The sequence below is a fragment of the Minwuia sp. IMCC3009 genome, assembly GCF_029909415.1.
In the GTDB taxonomy this organism is placed as follows: Bacteria; Pseudomonadota; Alphaproteobacteria; order Minwuiales; family Minwuiaceae; genus Minwuia.
Window position 1 is genome coordinate 880,566 of record NZ_CP123781.1, and the last position, 18,069, is coordinate 898,634.

17 protein-coding genes are annotated in these 18,069 nt (G+C 65.1%); 10 read left to right on the forward strand and 7 right to left on the reverse strand.

Annotation, left to right across the window (positions count from 1 at the left end):
- Positions 1 to 37: 37 nt before the first annotated feature.
- Both QGV55_RS04090 and QGV55_RS04095 read left to right on the forward strand, forming a co-directional pair.
- The gene (locus QGV55_RS04090) at positions 38 to 2,104 is read left to right on the forward strand and encodes an AsmA family protein (RefSeq protein ID WP_281018128.1); all 2,067 of its coding nucleotides are present in this window, start codon (positions 38 to 40) and stop codon (positions 2,102 to 2,104) included.
- 33 nt (positions 2,105 to 2,137) lie between these two features.
- Positions 2,138 to 2,971 (forward strand): mechanosensitive ion channel domain-containing protein, encoded by an 834-nt coding sequence (locus tag QGV55_RS04095; RefSeq protein WP_281018127.1) that lies wholly within the window; start codon positions 2,138 to 2,140, stop codon positions 2,969 to 2,971.
- A gap of 104 nt (positions 2,972 to 3,075) precedes the next feature.
- On the opposite strand, the gene QGV55_RS04100 is transcribed toward QGV55_RS04095, so the two are convergent.
- From QGV55_RS04100 to QGV55_RS04115, 4 genes are all read right to left on the reverse strand, one after another.
- Entirely contained in the window at positions 3,076 to 5,208 is a 2,133-nt protein-coding gene (locus tag QGV55_RS04100; RefSeq protein ID WP_281018126.1) for an ankyrin repeat domain-containing protein, read from the reverse strand.
- Positions 5,209 to 5,358: 150 nt separating this feature from the next.
- The gene (moaA, locus tag QGV55_RS04105) at positions 5,359 to 6,348 is read right to left on the reverse strand and encodes a GTP 3',8-cyclase MoaA (RefSeq protein ID WP_281018125.1); all 990 of its coding nucleotides are present in this window, start codon (positions 6,346 to 6,348) and stop codon (positions 5,359 to 5,361) included.
- A 78-nt stretch (positions 6,349 to 6,426) separates the two neighbouring features.
- On the reverse strand, positions 6,427 to 7,566 hold the full coding sequence (locus QGV55_RS04110; protein ID WP_281018124.1) for a DUF2336 domain-containing protein: 1,140 nt from the start codon (positions 7,564 to 7,566) through the stop codon (positions 6,427 to 6,429).
- 115 nt (positions 7,567 to 7,681) lie between these two features.
- The gene (locus QGV55_RS04115) at positions 7,682 to 8,071 is read right to left on the reverse strand and encodes a response regulator (protein WP_281018123.1); all 390 of its coding nucleotides are present in this window, start codon (positions 8,069 to 8,071) and stop codon (positions 7,682 to 7,684) included.
- Between the two features lie 157 nt (positions 8,072 to 8,228).
- Here QGV55_RS04115 and QGV55_RS04120 point away from each other — a divergent pair, with 157 nt between their 5' ends.
- Positions 8,229 to 8,687 (forward strand): MarR family winged helix-turn-helix transcriptional regulator, encoded by a 459-nt coding sequence (locus QGV55_RS04120; protein ID WP_281018122.1) that lies wholly within the window; start codon positions 8,229 to 8,231, stop codon positions 8,685 to 8,687.
- Positions 8,688 to 8,708: 21 nt separating this feature from the next.
- Here the strand turns inward: QGV55_RS04120 and QGV55_RS04125 are convergent, their stop codons facing one another.
- On the reverse strand, positions 8,709 to 9,125 hold the full coding sequence (locus QGV55_RS04125) for a FecR domain-containing protein (protein ID WP_281018121.1): 417 nt from the start codon (positions 9,123 to 9,125) through the stop codon (positions 8,709 to 8,711).
- Positions 9,126 to 9,243: 118 nt separating this feature from the next.
- On the opposite strand from QGV55_RS04125, the gene QGV55_RS04130 reads away from it, so the two are divergent.
- Positions 9,244 to 9,666, forward strand: coding sequence for an ATP-binding protein (locus QGV55_RS04130; protein WP_281018120.1), 423 nt, complete (start codon positions 9,244 to 9,246; stop codon positions 9,664 to 9,666).
- 53 nt (positions 9,667 to 9,719) lie between these two features.
- Here the strand turns inward: QGV55_RS04130 and QGV55_RS04135 are convergent, their stop codons facing one another.
- Complete coding sequence (locus tag QGV55_RS04135) at positions 9,720 to 10,514, reverse strand: DUF4198 domain-containing protein (RefSeq protein ID WP_281018119.1); 795 nt, start codon at positions 10,512 to 10,514, stop codon at positions 9,720 to 9,722.
- 34 nt (positions 10,515 to 10,548) lie between these two features.
- Here QGV55_RS04135 and QGV55_RS04140 point away from each other — a divergent pair, with 34 nt between their 5' ends.
- From QGV55_RS04140 to QGV55_RS04160, 5 genes are all read left to right on the forward strand, one after another.
- Complete coding sequence (locus QGV55_RS04140) at positions 10,549 to 11,697, forward strand: HupE/UreJ family protein (RefSeq protein ID WP_281018118.1); 1,149 nt, start codon at positions 10,549 to 10,551, stop codon at positions 11,695 to 11,697.
- Positions 11,698 to 11,767: 70 nt separating this feature from the next.
- Positions 11,768 to 12,181: a DUF983 domain-containing protein gene (locus QGV55_RS04145; protein WP_281018117.1), complete on the forward strand. Its 414-nt coding sequence runs from the start codon at positions 11,768 to 11,770 to the stop codon at positions 12,179 to 12,181.
- A 102-nt stretch (positions 12,182 to 12,283) separates the two neighbouring features.
- Positions 12,284 to 13,006 carry an NUDIX domain-containing protein gene (locus QGV55_RS04150; protein ID WP_281018116.1) on the forward strand — a complete coding sequence of 241 codons (723 nt, stop codon included), beginning with the start codon at positions 12,284 to 12,286 and terminating at the stop codon, positions 13,004 to 13,006.
- Positions 13,003 to 13,671: an NUDIX hydrolase gene (locus QGV55_RS04155; RefSeq protein ID WP_281018115.1), complete on the forward strand. Its 669-nt coding sequence runs from the start codon at positions 13,003 to 13,005 to the stop codon at positions 13,669 to 13,671. Before QGV55_RS04150 ends, QGV55_RS04155 begins: the two co-directional genes overlap by 4 nt.
- A gap of 24 nt (positions 13,672 to 13,695) precedes the next feature.
- Entirely contained in the window at positions 13,696 to 14,871 is a 1,176-nt protein-coding gene (locus tag QGV55_RS04160) for an MFS transporter (protein WP_281018114.1), read from the forward strand.
- Positions 14,872 to 14,889: 18 nt separating this feature from the next.
- On the opposite strand, the gene acdA is transcribed toward QGV55_RS04160, so the two are convergent.
- Positions 14,890 to 16,119: a 3-sulfinopropanoyl-CoA desulfinase gene (gene acdA / locus QGV55_RS04165; protein ID WP_281018113.1), complete on the reverse strand. Its 1,230-nt coding sequence runs from the start codon at positions 16,117 to 16,119 to the stop codon at positions 14,890 to 14,892.
- 112 nt (positions 16,120 to 16,231) lie between these two features.
- Between acdA and recQ the strand changes: the two genes are divergently transcribed.
- Entirely contained in the window at positions 16,232 to 18,067 is a 1,836-nt protein-coding gene (gene recQ, locus QGV55_RS04170; RefSeq protein WP_281018111.1) for a DNA helicase RecQ, read from the forward strand.
- Positions 18,068 to 18,069 lie beyond the last annotated feature (2 nt).

The following is an 18,069-nucleotide window of genomic DNA, read 5'->3' on the forward strand; positions in this document are numbered from 1 at the left end:
CGAAAAAGTGAAACGAGTTCCAAACTAGGGGAAACCGATGAAACGCGTCCTGATTGCAATCGGAGTCATTCTGGTGCTGCTGGTGGCCATTGTCATCATCGTGCCGTTTGTCGTTCCGACCTCCACGCTTGTCGATTACGTCAAGGAAGAGGTCGAGGGAGCCACGGGGCGCAAGCTCACGGTCAATGGTGATCCCAGTTTCTCGATCTTTCCCGATGTGGCCCTGACCCTGCCCGAAGTCGCCCTGAGCAACGCGGCGGGCGGAGAGGCCGCGGATCTGGTCCGTATCAAGTCCGCGGACATCCAGGTCGATCTGATGGCGGCAATCTCCGGCGACGTGGTGATCAAGCGCTTCGTGCTGGTTGAGCCGGTGATCGCGATCGAGAAGGATGCCAACGGCCGGTTCAACTTCGAGTTCGATCCGCCTGCGGGTGCCGCGGCGCCTGCCGCTTCCGGCGGTTCCGGCGAAGGGTCCGGTGGCGGTGGCGGTGATCTGGCCCTGCGGCTGGATGACGTTCGCCTGGAGAACGCGACCTTCATCTACATGGATGCCCAGACAGGTCAGCGTCAGGAACTGAAGGGCGTGAATGCCAAGCTGTCGCTGCCTGACTTCGCGGGCCCCTTCGACATGGACGCCAGCGCCGAATGGCAGGGACGCCAGGTTTCGGTGGTCGCGCATGTCGACCGGCCGCAGGCGATTGCCGCAGGTCAGGAAACGGCCCTGCGTCTGACGGCGGAAGGTGGTGACCTGTTCAAGGTTGATTTCAACGGCACAGCCACCGCCGGTACGGCACCGAAGGGCGCGGGTCGCCTGACGGTCACGGCTGACAAGCTGGGCGAGTTGCTTGCCTGGGTTGGTGCCGCCATGGGGCCGGAGGTCAAGCTGCCTTCGTCCATCTCGCTGGACGCGAACGTGACCGGCAGCCCGACCGCTGTGGCATTGAGCGATGCCGCCATCGGGTTTGACGGGAATCGCCTGACCGGTGCCATCCGTGCCGGGCTGGCCGGTGCCCGCCCGTCCCTGTTCGCTGATCTGAGCGGCGGCGACCTGGATCTGCGGCCCTACATGCCCGCCGATGCGAAGGAGGGTGTCGGCACGTCCGACGGTGCCGCTGCACCTGCCGGTGCTTCCAAGGACTGGTCCGATGATCCCATCGACCTTTCGGGGCTGGATGCGGCGGATGTGGACATGCACATCGCGGCTGACTCCATCAAGACCGGCATCGTCGATACGGCTGCAACCGACATCAAGCTCGTGTCCGAGGGCAAGCGGACCAACCTGACGATCACGAAACTGGGTCTCTATGACGGCGAGGCGACCGGTGCGGTCAGCATCGACCGCCGTGGTGCCGCGCCGAAGTTCGCCATCAAGCTGGATGGCAACGGCATCCAGGCCCAGCCGATGCTGCAGCAGTTCGCCGACTTCGGTGATTTTCTGGGTACGGTCGAGCTTGCGGTCGACATGACCACGGCGGGGGCATCGGAGCGGCAGATCGTTTCCGCCCTGAACGGGACCGGTGCGCTGACGGTCCGCGATGGTGCCATCATCGGCTACAATCTGGCGGCTGCGGTGCGTGGCATCTCAACAGCCAATCTCGACCTCGACTATGACGAGGCGGAAAAGACCGACTTCGCCGAGATCTCGGCGACCTGGACCGCGAACAACGGTGTCATCAACAATCCCGACCTGATGATGAATGCACCGCTGCTGCGCGTGACCGGCAAGGGCACCGTATCCCTGCCGCCGCGCCAGATCGACTATCGCGTACTGCCGAAGCTGGTGGCCAGCCTTGCAGGGCAGGGCGCCAAGAGCGCCGGCGGTCTCGGTGTGCCGATCCTGATCAAGGGCAGCCTGGACGATCCGTCGATCCAGCCTGATCTGGAAGGCGTTGTCCGTGGCGTGATCGAAGCCCCCGGGGATGCCGTCAAGGGCGTCATCGAAGGCGGTGGCGGTGCCGTCAAGGGACTGCTCGACAGTGTGACAGGCGGTGGTGACAAGGCTGCGAGCGACGGAGGCACTTCCACGGATGGGGCTTCGACGGAGTCCAGCAACCCGGTCGAAGGTGCCGCGAAGAAACTCAAGGGACTGTTCGGAACCGACTGACCCAGTCTGACAATAAGAAGAGGGATACAGGAAATGGACTCTGAGAAGGCCTCGGAAACGGTGGACTTTCTGGTCACCTACGCGGCGGAATATGCGATTGCCATCGTAGGCGTCATCGTCATCCTGATCGTCGGCTTCACCGCCGCCGGTTGGGTCGCCCGCGCGGTACGCAGCTTGCTGGGCCGGTCGAAGAAGACCGATCCGCTGATCACCAACTTCGTGGCTGCTGTCGCCCGCTACGGCGTCATTGCATTCACGGTCATCGCCGCACTGGACCAGTTCGGGGTCGAGACCACGAGTTTCGTCGCCGTCATGGGTGCAGCGGGCCTGGCCATCGGTCTGGCGTTCCAGGGGACACTGGGCAATCTTGCCGCCGGTGTGATGATCCTGGCCTTCCGCCCCTTCCGTCAGGGGCACTTCATCGAAGGCGGTGGCGTTGCCGGTACGGTCGATTCCGTGTCGCTTTTCGTGACCGAGATGCACACGGCGGACAACGTCCACATCATCGTGCCGAACGGGTCGCTCTGGAATACCGCGATCAAGAACTACAGCCATCATGCCACGCGCCGCTGCGACTTCGTGCTCGGCATCGGCTATGGCTCCAGCCACGTGGAGGCCATGAAGGCGCTGCATGCCATGGCGGAGGCGGATGCCCGCGTGCTGCCGGATCCGGCGCCCCAGATCGTCGTCTCCAACCTGGGTGACAGCTCGGTCGATATCACCATCCGTCTCTGGTGCAATGCCGGTGACTACTGGGGGCTGAAGTTCGACTTCACCCAGGCCATGAAGGAAAAGATGGACGAGCTGGGTATCGAGATCCCGTTCCCGCAGCGCTCCATCCACATGGTCAAGGACGCAGCCGACTGATACCGGTTCGGGCCCCTGTTCGGGGGGCGACACTTCAGGACGCGAGGATTGTGGCACCGCGGGGCAGACCTGCGGTGCCATTTTCTTTCTGCGGGCAGGGCGACTCAGTTCGGCGAGACTGTTTCACGTTCCAGGATGCGCGCCACGCGATCCCAGCGTTCCTCCAGCGCGCGGTCGCGCGCGGTCTTGCCTTCGGCGTCGCGGATGTCGGGGCTTGCCCCCTGCTTCAGCAGGGCCAGTACCACATCCTCATGGCCGTTCCAGGCCGCACGCATCAGGGGCGTCACACCCTCTTCGTCGGATGCATTCGGATCGGCGCTCTGGCTCAGCAGATCCTCGGTAATCGACGCGTAACCGTTGATCGCGGCCCAGGCCAGCGGCGTCCGCCCCTCGAAGTCCCTGGTATCGATATCGACACCCCGCTCGATCAGGAACTCCACCACCATTTCGCGCCCGCGCCATGATGCGGCGATGATCGCGTCGCGCCCCGCGGCGTCGATGGCGTTGGGATCAGCCCCGGAGCGCAGCAGCACCTCGATCTGCTGCACGTTCCCGGCGGTCACGGCCTGCCTCAGGTCGCCATCAAGCTGGCGCTGCTGCGCCGGCGCGATGGACCGCTCGGTCTTCTCCTTCTCGATGAAGCGCCGCCAGCGGCCAGCCTCGATCTCGGCCTGCTGGCGTTCCTCCGCCGACATTTCCCTGTTCAGTTCCTTCACCGCACGCTTCGCCGTGCGGTTGCCTTCATCCGCGGCCATCTTCAGCAGCACGAATGCACGCTTGCGGTCCTTTTCCACGCCGTCGCCGGTCAGATGCTTCTCCGCCAGGCGAACCTGCGCAGGCGGATAGCCGCGCTTCGCCAGCCGCTCCAGAATGTCGGCGGACTTCTTCGGATCCTTCTCCGTTCCCTTGCCCTCATCGATGGCCTTCGCGAGGTTGTACTCGGCGTGGGCATAGCCTTCTTCCGCAGCCCTGCGATAGCGTTCGACCGCTGACTTCAGGCGCGCCTGCTCCGCATCGGACAGTGGCGCTTCCGGCTGCGGCGGTTTCTTCCGCTCCGGGACCTCTTGCGCAGCTTCCGGCGGTTCCGTTGTCGGCTCGGCGCTGGCAACGGAAGTCCGTGCGGCCTCGATCACGCGGTCGAGCGCGGCCACAGCGACCTTGCGGGATTTCTCCGCATCCGACAGGGCCGTCTCGGCGTCGGACCGGCTCTCCCGCGCCTTGTCGGTGGCACCTGCAGCTGCGGCGCGCTGCGCCCTGTCAGCCGCTGCCTGAGCCCGCTCCGCCGCTGCAGCCACGGCCTGTGCCGCATCCGATGCGTCGGCCAGTGCCTTGCGCACGGGCTGGGATGTCACGCGTGTCTCGGCGCGGGCGCGCAGGACCGCGGCGGTGGTTTCCTGCGCGATCTTCAATGCCTTGTCGGCGGCGGCTGCCGCACCTTCCGCCTCCAGCGTGGCGGCGGCAATGGCGGCATCCGGTGTCAGACGTGCCAGCTCCAGTTCCTGCAGGCGCTGCTTCAGTTCCGCCGCACGCGCGGCGGCGGCCTGGGCCTCCGCGTCCGTCGGGGCGGTCTTGGCGGCAAGCTCGGCCTGCGCCTGCAGGGCTTCCGTCCGGCGGATCTCGCGCTCTATCTCCGCCGGGTCAGACGGAATGTCCCTGACCGGCCGGGTGCCGCTCCGCCGCAGGTTGTCGGGCACCTTGACGATGCCGGCTTCCTCCTTCGGTGTCAGCGCAGGCCCCTTCTCGTAGACCAGGGACACGTCACCGGCGTTCGGGGCAACAGGGGCGGGTCCGGCGGAGGCCGGCCGTTCGTTGCGCCGTGCGGCCTCGATCGCGGCCTGGCGCACATCGGGCAGGGCGATCTCCGGGGTATCCTTCGGGGCCTCGACCGTTTTCGGCTCCGGCACCAGCACTTCCGTCGGCTTGGGCTCGGGTTCAGGCTCCGGCTCCGCCACGACGGGCTCCGGTTCCGGTTCGGCTTCCGTGACAGGGGCCGGATCCGGCAGCAGGTCCTTCTCGTCCACCAGCTCGACGGTCACCGGTTCCTGGTAGACGTCCGGAAAGACCTGAATGGAAATCGGAAAGCCACCGATGTCGTCCGGCTGGCTGTCGAAGAGCTGTGGCGACGCGATCGCCAGACCGGCCAGCAGGGCGACATGACTGACCATGGCCACGGCGGTGCCGCGGCTGATGTTCTCGCCGAAGCTCAGGAAGACCGGTATGGCGCGCCGTGCAATCATGGGACGGTTCGGGGCACTTTCGTTCCGAATTGCATCAAATCAGGTGGTTACGCGATCCATGTCGCTAACCAGAACCCTGAACAAGCAATTTGTATGCCCCCGGTCCGTGGCGTGTTCAAGGACGGAAACCGCCACGCTGGCCTGGTGATCTCAGCCGCCCGTGACGCTCATGTGCCGTGACACGGCAGGCTGCTTCTCGCGGCGGTCGATGATGAAGTCATGCCCCTTCGGCTTCCGCCCGATGGCCTCATCGATCGTCGCGTCCAGCAGCGCCCCGCTGGGGTCCGTCCTGAGCGCGGTGCGCAGGTCGGCGGCATCATCCTGCCCCAGGCACATGTAGAGCGTGCCGGTGCAGGTCAGTCGGACCCGGTTGCAGCTCTCGCAGAAATTATGGGTCATCGGCGTGATGAAACCGAGACGCTGTCCGGTTTCCTCGACGATGGTATAGCGGGCCGGACCGCCGGTCGAATAGTCGGTGTCGCGCAGGGTCCAGTCGTTCTGCAGCCGCGCCCTGACCAGAGACAGCGGCAGATACTGGTCGGTCCGGTCGCCGTCGATGTCCCCCAGCGGCATCGTCTCGATCAGGCACAGATCAAAGCCCTGGGAGCCGCACCAGCCAACCATGTCGCTGATCTCGTCCTCGTTGACGCCCTTCAGCGCCACGGCGTTCACCTTGACGTGCAGGCCGGCTTCCTTGGCGGCTCGCAGTCCGTCCTGCACCTTCTCCAGGCTGCCCCAGCGGGTGATGCGCTGGAAGTTCTCCGGATCAAGTGTATCGATGGAGACGTTGATGCGACGGACCCCGGCATTGCGCAGATCGTCGGCGAAGCGGGGCAGCTGACTGCCGTTCGTGGTCAGTGTCAGCTCTTCCAGATCACCGGTCTTCAGGTGGCGACCCAGACCGCGAAACAGTTCCATCACGTTCTTCCGGACCAGCGGTTCCCCGCCGGTCACGCGCAGCTTCCGCACGCCCTTGGCGACAAAGGCGGAGCAGACACGGTCCAGTTCCTCCAGCGAAAGCAGGTCCGATTTCGGCAGGAATGTCATGTGCTCCGACATGCAGTAGACACAGCGGAAGTCACAGCGGTCCGTCACGGAGACTCGCAGATAGGTCACGGCGCGCCCGAATGGATCAATCACGGCAATCTTGTCCCGGTTCCAGGTTGGACCTGAGATATTGCGCGCGTGAACGGTCGAGTAAAGGAAGAACTGCCGTGATCAGCCCTTGGCACCAAGCTGATTGAGGGCCGCGAGATACTCGGGATCCTGCCGCCAGCGCCGCACGACGGCAATGGCGTCATTGGGTGTCATGCCTTCATAGAACTGTTGCAGCCGCAGCCGGTCGTTCGCGATCTGGCGCGCCAGCATGCCGCGCGCAACCCGGGTCAGTTCATAGATCGTGAGAAAGATCTGACGGTCGAAATCAAGCGCACGACAGACGATGGCAAGGGCCTCGCCGCCGGGTTCATAGATCATGCGCCGCATCAGTTCGGGGCGCATTCCCGCGATCCGGGCGAGGGAATATTCGAACAGGCTGACTTCCCCCTGGCGCAGCGCCTTCACCGAGAAGGCGGCGTTGAGCTGGCCGGCGGCATGAAGTTTCTCCACCAGCCTCTGCGAAGGGTCGGTCACCTCCACCTCTCCGGTTGTCTCCTGGACGGCGTCCCGCATCGCGTTCAGCATCGTGTCATCCAGCTCCGACACATCGAAGGTATAGTTATCGACGATGTACTGGCGCAGCGCGGCCGAGACCCAGGCGAACATGCGCTTGGCAAGCGCCTTGGGCAGGTCCGGACGACGCAGCAGCGGCTTCTGGTAGCGATCCACGCGCTGTGATTCCGCCACCAGATGCTCCAGCAGGGCATCGGAGATCTGCGCGGTATCGTTTTCCAGCAGGGCCTCGACCACATCCTCGTTGCCGGTCTCGACCAGCGCGCCGGCCACGGCCTCCGAGATATTGCTGCGCATGGCTGTCGCAAGCTGATGCTGCAGGGTGCGATGGCGCACCACCTCGATCAGGTCCGCATCGCGCAGCGCCCTGTTGTCCATCAGGATCGGATAGGCGACCTCGATCTGGTCGTTGGCCAGCATGGCCGCCAGTTCCATCGGCGCATCCGCCATCTCGTTCAGCCGGATAGCCAGCCGCTTGCGGACGCTCATCTCCACGTCATGGCTCAGACGGCGCAGGATGTCGGTCATCAGCTTGCGCTCGCTGCCCGTCAGCGTCTCGCCTTCGGTCTCGAAGAGATTCCAGATGTCCTCATACAACTGCGCCCGGCCCTCACGGCTCTTGCGCTGTGCGAGGTCAAACAGATTGGCTATGCCTGACTTTGGCTCTGCTGCTGCGGTATCAGCCATCTTGACGCTCCTCGAAGGACATACGCCCTCATTTATCAACATCGAAGTTAACAATGTGTTCCCGTTGGGAAATCCATGTCGGCAGCGCGTTGCCACATGCAACGGATGCCATGTTTCAGCCCAGCGCCCGGCGCACGAAATCCAGGATCGCAGGCAGGGGCAGAGGCTTTTCGAGCACGGCAAAGGCGACCGTGGCGTCGCGATTGGCTTCGACAAGGGACGCCGCATGACCAGAAATCAGGATGATCCGCGTTGCGGGCACCGCGCGCTTGATCAGTCGGGCCGTCTCCATGCCATCCAGTCCCGGCATCTGGACATCCAGCAGCACGACATGCGGGCGCAGGCGCTTCGCGGTGTTGACCCCGGCGAAACCATTGGACTCGGCGCGCGCGGTCAATCCACCGTGGCGCAGGTAGCTGACGACCGTCTGCGCACCGTCGATGTCATCATCGATCACCAGCACCGACAGCTGGCCCTCACCACTGCCCTGTCTTCCCTTGGCCATGTCGCTCCCGTTTCCCGTCCGCAGCCAGCGCGCTGGATATCGTCATGCCATGGCAACATGAAAAGGAACGTTAACGAAGTTTGGCGACACTCACCGAGGAACAGCAGGAAATACTAGGTAGGACGCCATGGCAGATTCCGCGCGCAGCACATCGTCGTTGTCACAACAGACCGAGAACTACCGGTCCGCAACGCGGCTGATCGAGAGATTGCACCGACTTTATCTTGACGTGATCCGGGCCGAACTGGAACGGATGGGTATCGACGACCTGTCGGCTGTTCAGGCGTTGCTGCTGTCCAACATCGGCACGGCCGAAGTCAACGTGAAGACGCTGATGGAGCGTGGCTATTACCAGGGCTCCAACGCCAGCTACAATCTCAAGAAGCTGGTGGAGGCGGGCTATATCGAGCAGTACCGCTCCAGCCACGACCGGCGCGCAACCATCGTGCGGCTGACCAGTTCGGGCCTCGATCTGTGCGAGCGTCTTGATGCGTCGGAGGAGCGTTTCGCGACGGACTTCGACAGCAGCGGCAATGCCTTCACCGAGATGGTGAACCGCATGACGGCGCTGGAACGGGGCTGGACGGATCACATCCGCTTTGGTCCCCCGACCTGACAGACCTTCGTCCGTCAGGTGTCAGTCATCGACCTTGACCATGAAACGGGTGCCCCGGACACCCAGGATGGTGGAAGGGGTCTCGACCAGCATGCGATCCCTGCCGCGCTTGGCGATCCTTCCCGAACGGGCGGACAGCGTGCCACGGCTCAGGCGTCCCTTGAAGGCACCTTCGTCCCGGGCGCTGTCGTAGCGGTATTCCTGAATACGGAATGTGGTCTCCGGTCCCAGCGCGATCTCCGCCCCATCTGTAAAGCGAAGCCCGACCGCACCTTCGGATGCGGTGATGACAGTGTCCTGCGCCTCGATCGCCTGGCCCTCCGTCGCCGTGCTGCGTTCCCCATTGCGATCGATGCTGACCTGGCCGGCCACACGCTCCACCACCGCAACAGTCTCCGCCGCGCGCGCACCGGAGCCGGGCACGAAAACTGCAATCACGAAAATGGCTGCAACAAGCAGTACTGCGATTGAGGTCACTTTGCGCATGACAGTTCCATCCGTAAGCTTCGATGACGTAGACGCCGTTCTGATCAGACGTCCGTGGAGAGTAAGCCAAGTGAGTGCCAGTCCCAAGTCCCGCTTCGGGACATTTCCCTGCGACCTGGGTGAAGTGTCGACGGCAGCACGCTGGGTGCAGCGTCAGGGGGCCGAACTCGGACTGAGTGCGGCGGCTGCAACCCGCATGGCCGTTGCGTTTGAGGAGCTTTACGCCAACAGCATCCACCATGGCAATGCCGGCAGCAATGCGAGCGTGCGCATCGGTCTGGAGCGGCAGAGGGATGGCAGTATCCGGATGGATTTCCGGGACAATGGCATCTACTTTGATCCGGTTCGGGATGCGGAGCGGGTGACCGGAGACCCGATTGCCGGAGCCGTCGGTGGGGTTGGTGTGCGCCTGGCGATCAACCTGGCGCGGGAGATGCGCTACACCCGCGAACGTGACGGCAATCACGTAATGATGGTTTTCGACGACCGTTGAGTCCGCGCGACCGAGGGGGCAGTCTCGTTTCGGACCACGAAATCGGTGTCACATCACGGCATGTCGAAGACGAAGGAGGCCCAGAAGCTTTCCCAGTCGAGGTCCGGATCGGTGTCCGCCGGGATCAGATGAACTGCGGCGATCATCCAGCGACCCGGGACGGGCAGTTCCAGCGTGGCCATGCCATTGCCATCCGTGCGCATTGTGGCCACCCGACGTTCCGTCTGCTTGTGGAACGCCTGCACCAGCACGCCCCGCAGCGGCAATCCCCGGTACAGCGCCTGCACCTGCAGGCTCTCGCCGGCAGAAAGCGCAAAGGGATTGCGCTGTGGCACCAGTTCGAACGTCATGCCGACGGGGGCGGTCGCGGCTTCTCCCGCCGAGACATCGCCTGACAGGACCCAGGTCTTCGGGAACCGGGTATAGCGCTCCCGCGCCTGCGTTTCCTCACGCCCGGCCGCGGCGCGCGCGGCAAGCGCATGTTCAAGGCCGTCACGCCGCGCATAGGTCTCGAAGGTCTGCGGATCGAGTTCGATCAGGTTGCCCCTGTTCTGAAACACCACCGTGTAGAGCCCCGGTGCCCCGACCACGACCTTGCCGGCCGGATCAGCGGCGAAACCGGCGTCGGCGGAAACCGTTCCCTCCGGCCCGATGACATCGAAGCGCACCGTATTGTCGGGGATGTAGATCTGCGTGCTGCCGACAAAGTCCTGGCCGACGGCCATGGTCACGGGAACCGTATCGCCTGCCTCCGCGCGACTGTTCTGCGGCTCGACCCAGTATTCGTGGGCCGACGCTGACGTGATCGCCATCAGCATGGCGATCAGGCCTGAAATCCGATATGCCATCTTCACTTCTGAACCTGTCTGCTGGAGCATGATGATGCGAGCCCTTATAGCGTTCGGCCTGTCGGTCGTCATGTTGTTCGCGCTGACACTTGTCGGTGATGGCGGGGCCAGGGCGCATGAGATTCGGCCGATGGTGGCGGAGGTGGAGTTCGCCGCTGATGGTCGCTTCACGGTTTCGCTCGACATCAATCTCGAAGCGTCGATGGCGAAGGTCGAGGCCGGGCTGGCCGATACCGACGACAGCGCCAATGCCGAACTCTATGACCGGCTTCGGGCACTGACCCCTGCCGAACTGGAAGCGCGCTTCGCCTCGGAGCAGGATGCCTTCACGGACGGCTTCGATCTGACGTTCGACGGTCAGACCGCCCCGCTGTCCGTCACCGGGATTGCGGTTGCGCCGCTCGGCGACGTACGGGTCTCCAGAAATTCGAAGGTCGTGCTTTCCGGTACCATTCCTCCGGGTGCGGACGTGTTCATCTGGGACTACCCGGCCAGCTATGGCGCTGTCGCGGTCAAGCTCCGCCGCGCGGGCGATGCGGCCTTCACTTCCGCCTGGCTGCAGGCCGGTGAAAGGTCGGACCCGTTCCCGATGCAGGGTCTGGTGCCGGAGCGTGGCACGTTCGAGACCCTGGTCGACTATGTCGAACTCGGCTACATCCACATCGTGCCGCGCGGGGTGGACCACATCCTCTTCGTGCTTGGCCTGTTCCTGCTCAGCACCAACATGCGACCGCTGCTGATCCAGGTGACCTGTTTCACGGTGGCGCATTCGATCACGCTGGCCCTGTCCCTGTACGGCGTGGTGGAACTGCCCCCCTCCATCGTCGAGCCGCTGATCGCGCTCTCCATTGCCTATGTTGCGATCGAGAATCTCTTCATGCGGGGTCTCAGTCCCTGGCGCCCCGTCGTGGTCTTTGCGTTCGGCCTGCTGCACGGGCTTGGCTTCGCGGGGGTACTGACCGAACTGGGCCTGCCGTACGACCAGTTCCTGACGGCGCTGATCGGTTTCAATGTCGGTGTCGAGTTTGGTCAGTTGAGTGTCATTCTGGCGGCCTGGCTGTTGCTGGCCCTGTGGCAGATGTCGGAGACGACCTATCGCCGGAGGGTGATCATCCCCGGCTCGCTCTGCATTGCCGTCGTGGGCCTCTACTGGACGTTCGAACGGGTGGTCATCGGGGTCTGATCGTCGCAGTCGGGCATCTGCGACCGCCGGACACATGGTCCGGCAAACAACAGGTGCTATCTGTGCAATCATGAAACACGCAGAGTACCAGGATCTGGAACCGCGCTCCGTCTGGACCGCGATGCGCAAGGGCTGGCAGCGGCGCTGCCCGTCCTGCGGGGAAGGCCGTGTGTTCAACGGCTATACGAAGGTCAATGATGAATGCCCGTCCTGCGGGATCGAGCTGCATCATCACCGCTCCGACGACCTGCCGCCCTATCTCTCCATCATGATCGTCGGCCATATCATCGTGCCGCTGGTGCTGATCGTGGAGCAGACCTGGCATCCCGTGCTCTGGCTGCACATGGCGATCTGGCTGCCGCTGGTGGTGCTGCTGTCGCTCTACTTCCTGCCCCGGCTGAAGGGCGCGGTCATCGGCCTGCAGTGGGCCAACCGCATGCACGGCTTCGGGCTGGAGCAAGAGGACGAACCCGTAACCTCCTGACCAATCCGTCGATGGGGACTGCCATGCGCGGTCCCGGACTGGACAGGTGTGTCTGTCACGGGCCATCTTGCGCGCAACCTGCACAGATGACCGGACGGCACCATGGCTGACAAACCACACGACCCGAATGACACCCACCTGCGGCCGGAGGGCCAGAAGGCGCTGAAGCCGCGCGACGCGGCAACGCTGGTGCTCTGGCGCAAGTCGGCGCACGGGGTCGAGGTCGTGATGGGCGAACGGCATGGCAAGCATGCCTTCATGCCGAACCGCTGGGTCTTTCCCGGCGGCCGGGTGGACCCGACCGACTGGCGAGTCCGCGGCGCAAGCGAACTGAAACAGCATGTCGGCGGGCACCTGACGAAGGCCGCCTCACCCGCGCGTGCCCGTGCACTGGCCGCCGCCGCCATTCGGGAAACGTTCGAGGAGACGGGGCTGATCCTCGGCAAGCCGGACCCGGAGCCGGGGCGCAGCGTGCCGCGCAACTGGGCGGGGTTCTTCGACACCGGCTTTGCACCGGATTTTGAGGCGCTGGACTTCGTTGCCCGTGCCGTGACACCGCCCTATCGCCCGCGCCGCTTCAACGCGCGATTCTTCATGGCCGATGCGGACCGGCTGGCGAACGAGGTGATCGAGAGCGACGGCGAACTGCTGGACATCCACTGGGTGACCATCGACAAGGCCCTGACGCTGGAAATTCCGCGTATCACCGGCGTGATGCTGAAGTTTGTCGAGGAATTCGTCGAATCGCCGCCGCCCGCCACCTCTGACCACAAGCTGCCCCTCTACAAGTATGTTCGCGGCAAGCACATGGATACCTTCGAATGAGCACGTCCGATCCGGTCAAGGGAACGCCGCGCCCGGTGCGTCCGCGCGATGCCGCCAGCCTCGTCATCCTGCGCGGGGAGGGTGATGACACGGAGGTGCTGCTGGGCCGCCGCGCCGGCCGTCACCGTTTCATGCCGCACATGTACGTGTTTCCCGGCGGGCGTCTGGACCGTGTCGACATGACCGCGCCGACGCTGGACCGGCTCGACGAGCGCCCCTTGCGCCGCCTTGCCGCGCAGTTCGGTGGCGAGACCGCCCATGGCCTGGCCGTCGCCGCAGTGCGTGAGACCTGGGAAGAGACCGGGCTGCGCTTTGGCGAGATGCAGGGGGACAGGTTCGTGCCGCGCCTGTCGGGCATCGACTATCTCGCCCGTGCCATCACACCGCCGCCGAGCCCGATCCGGTTCCACGCGCGTTTCTTCATCACTCACGCCGATCGTGCCGATGGTGGCGGTGACGCCCCTCTGACCGGGTCCGGCGAACTGCTGGATCTGGACTGGCGACCGCTGGGTGAAGCGGTGAAGATGCCGATTGCCGATGTCACCGAGTTCGTTCTGGAAGAAGTGATCCGGCGTGTCCGTGGCACGGCGATTGAGGCGATCCCGTTGTTCAGCTATCAGAACAATGCGCCGATCATCCGCTACCACCGCTTCGAAGCTGACTGAGACCCATGCCATGACCCGTTCCCGATGACTGCGGGGCCTGAACTGACGGACGGTCAGCGGCGGGCCGGACTGGGTATCTCTATCCTGTGCATTGCGGTTGCGGCTCTGGCCATCGGCCTGACCTTCCCGCTGCTGGCGCTGCTGCTGGAGGGCAAGGGTTTCAGCGGTACCGCCATCGGCATCAACAGCGCGATGGGTCCGCTGGCCATCCTGCTCTCTTCCGCCTTCGTGCCACGATGGATCGCCCGCTTCGGCGCCAGGCGTTTCATCGTGATCTGCGTGCTGGCCAATGGCATCACCATGATCCTGTTCAAGGTTCTGGACTGGTACGCGGTCTGGCTGGTGCTGCGGCTGCTCAGCGGTGTTGCGGTGGCCGGGCTGTTCGTCGCGTCGGAGAGCTGGATCAACCAGGTCGCACGCAGTGAGCAGCGCGCGCAGGTCATGGCGATCTACAACATCTCCCTGTCCGCCGGCTTTGCGCTCGGTCCGGTGCTGCTGGGTTTCGTCGGCGTGCAGGGCTGGGCGCCCTTTGTCATCGGTGCGGCCATCATGTTCGTGGCGGCGATCCCCATGATCTTCGTGCCCGTGGTCGCACCGCGCTTCGACGGTACCCCCAGCTTCAACGTGCTGACCTACGTGAAGGTGGCTCCGACGCTGGTCGGCGCGATCCTGCTCTATGCGATGATCGAGAACTCGACCAGTTCCATGATCTCCGTCTTCGGTCGCCGGTCCGGTCTCGCCGACCAGGATGCGCTGATCATGCTGAGCGCGGTCGTGGTCGGGGGGATGTTCTTTGCCTGGCCGGTGGGCTGGCTGGCCGACCGATACGACAAGATCCGGCTGATGACGATCCTGGGGGCGGTCGGCGTGGTGGGTGCACTGGCCGTCCCCTTCACGGTGCAGAACCTCTGGCTCTGCTACAGCATCCTGTTCATCTGGGGCGGGGCCGGAGCCTCGCTCTACACCATCGCCATGGCCCTGCAGGGGGAGCGGTTCTCCGGCGCGGACCTGGTGACAGCGAACGCGGCATTCGGCGTGCTCTACGGCGTCGGTTCCCTGCTCGGCCCCTCCATGACGGGCGTCGCCATGGATCTGGACGATCCCAACGGCTACTCGTGGGTGATGACCGGCTGCTGCCTGACCTTTGTCATCTTCACCATCTTCCGCCAGCGCGCGAAGCGGCGGGGGAGTGCGGGGTAGCGGCTTCCCCGGCGGGCCTCATTCCGCCGCGTTGGCAGGCGGCGGGCTGTTGCGGCCGACATAGCCGTCCCTTGTCTGCGGGAACTTCATGCCCAGCAGGCGGGACGCGATGACGGTGCGCAGGATCTGCGCGGTGCCGCCGCCGATGGTGAACATGCGGGCGTCGCGCAGGATGCGCTCCACCGGGGTGTTGCGCGAATAGCCCCTGGCGCCGAAGACCTGCAGCGCGTCGTTGGTCACCCTGATCGCCATCTCGGAGGCGAAGACCTTGGCCTGCGCCGCTGAATAGGGATCGGGGAAGGGGCTGTTGTCCGGCCCGCGTGACCGCGCGGCGGTGTGGATCATCAGCCGGGCGGCGTCCACCTGCGTCGCCATGTCGGCCAGCATCCATTGCAGACCCTGGAACTCCGCGATGGGACGCCCGAACTGGTGGCGGTCGATGGCATAGTCGCGGGCCAGGTCCATGGCCCCGGCGGCCAGCCCCAGCGCCACGGTGCCCGCCCCCACACGCTGGCTGTTGTAGGCATTCATCAGGTCGGCAAAGCCACGCCCGAAACCGGAGGGCGGCAGCAGTACCCGGTCCTCCGCCAGTTCCAGATCCTCGAAGAAGACTTCCGCCTCCGGGATGCCGCGCAGGCCCATGGTCGGCTCCCGCTCCCCGATCCTCAGGCCCGCGTCCTGATCGCGGATGGCGATGAAGCCGCCGATGCCCAGCCGGTAGCCCTGCGTGTCCAGCACCCGCGCGAAGACAAGATGCAGGCGGGAGACGCCGCCGCCGGTGATCCAGTGCTTCTTGCCGTTCAGCACATAGCGGTCGCCATGTTTCACGGCGGTGGTCGTCATCTCCGTCGCCGCGCTGCCGGCCTCAGGTTCGGTGATGCAGATGGCGGGCTTGTCCCCGTTCAGCACGAAGTCGGCGGCCATCTTCCGCTGACCCTCGGTGCCATACTGCAGGATGGCGGAGATCGCGCCCATGTTGGCTTCCACCGCGATGCGCCCGGTGACGCCGCAGACGCGCGCCATCTCCTCGATCACCAGCGCGGCGTCGAGGTAGCTCAGACCCGGCCCGCCGAGTTCCTTCGGCACGGTCATGCCCATGAAACCGGCGTCCTTGAGCGCCGCCACATTGTCCCAGGGGTACTGCTCGCTGCGGTCCACCTCGGCGGCGCGCGGCGCGATGGTGCTCTGCGCCAGGTCGCGTGCGCGGGCGCGCAGGTCCTGTTCGGCATGGCTCAGGGGTGATTGCATGATCCGGCTCCTCCCGCTCGTTCGCGGCCAATCTACACCAGCCAACCGGTCCGCACAGGCCTGTTGGACGGCATGAGGTGCAGCGGTCGCGCGAATCGTGCAAGACAGGGCCATGAGCATCGCCGCCACCGCAGACCTGCCCGAGAAGCACCGCATCCTGAAGGATGTCTTCGGCTTCGACAGTTTCCGTCCCGGGCAGGAGGCGGTGGTGGATGACCTGATCGCGGGACGGCACACGCTGGCGGTCATGCCCACGGGCGCGGGCAAGTCGCTCTGCTTCCAGGTGCCGGCGCTGGCGCGGCCCGGTCTGACCGTTGTGGTCTCCCCGCTGGTGGCGCTGATGGAGAACCAGGTCGCGGCGCTGCAGCTTGCCGGTGTCGCGGCGGTCACGATCAACTCCAGCCGCAGCCGGGAGGAGAACGTCGATGCTTGGCTGAAGGTCCGGGACGGACGGGCCAGCCTGCTCTACATGTCGCCGGAGCGGCTGATGACGGAGCGCATGCTGCGTGCGCTTGCCGATCTGCCCGTCGGCCTGTTCGTGGTCGATGAATCGCACTGCATTTCCCAGTGGGGCCACAGCTTCCGGCCCGAATACCGGGATCTGGAGCAGCTTCACAGCCGTTTCCCCGACATTCCCATCGGGGCCTTCACCGCAACGGCGGACGCGGAGACCCGGACGGACATCATCGAGCGTCTGTTCGGCGGCACAGCGTCGGTGCATGTCGCCGGATTCGACCGCCCCAACATCCGCCTCGGCATCACCGTGAAGTCGAAGGTCGAACAGCAGGTGGAGGCCTTCGTGGCGGAGCGGCAGGGCCAGTCCGGCATCGTCTACTGCCTTTCGCGGCAGGGAACGGAGGACATGGCGGCGGCCCTGTGTGCGGCGGGGCACAATGCGCTGGCCTATCACGCCGGACTGGACCCGGACACCCGCGCGCGCTGGCTCGACCGCTTCATGACGGAGCCGGGGATCATCGTCGTCGCCACCATCGCCTTCGGCATGGGCATCGACAAGCCCGACGTCCGCTTCGTCGTCCACGCCGATCTGCCCGCCACCATCGAGGCCTATTATCAGGAGATCGGCCGCGCCGGTCGGGACGGCGCCCCGGCGGAGGCACAGCTTTTCTTCGGCCTGAACGACATCCGCATGCGCCGCCAGTTCATCGAACAGAGCGACGCCGACGACATGGTGAAACGGGTGGAGCGCCAGCGGCTGGATGCTCTGGTCGGCCTCTGCGAGGCGGTGGAATGCCGCCGGGTGCTGCTGCTCGCCTACTTCGCGGAGAAGGCGGAGCCTTGCGGCAACTGCGACATCTGCCTGGACCCGCCGACCCTGATCGACGGCACCGAACTGGGGCAGAAGGTGCTGTCCACCGTGGTGCGCACGGGGGAGCGGTTCGGCGCGGTGCACATCGCCGACAGCCTGATGGGGAAATCGACGCCGAAGATCACCTCCTTCGGGCATGACCGGCTGCCGACCTTCGGCATCGGCAAGGACCGCAAGGTCGGTGAGTGGCGCGCCATCATCCGCCAGCTCGTCGCCGCCGGGTTCCTGGAGATCGACGCCGACCGTTTCGGCGGCCTGACGGTGACGCGGCTGGGGCACGGCCTGCTGATGGGGCAGGAGACGCTGCGCCTGCGCACCGACATCCTGACGGCCTCATCGGGGCGCGGGAAGAGCAGCCGCAAGACCCGCAAGCCCGCCGAGACCGCGCTGGACGAGGCCGGGCAGGACCTGTTGCAGAGCCTGAAGCAGGTGCGGCTGGAACTGGCCCGGGAACGTGGTGTGCCGCCCTATGTCATCTTCCACGATGCCACCCTGATCGAACTCGCCGCCCGCCGCCCGCGCGATGTGGAATCTTTCGCCGAGACCCATGGCGTCGGCGCCAGCAAGGTGGAGAAGTTCGCTGCCGCCTTCCTGCAGGCCATTGCCGAGCATCCGGGGTAGGC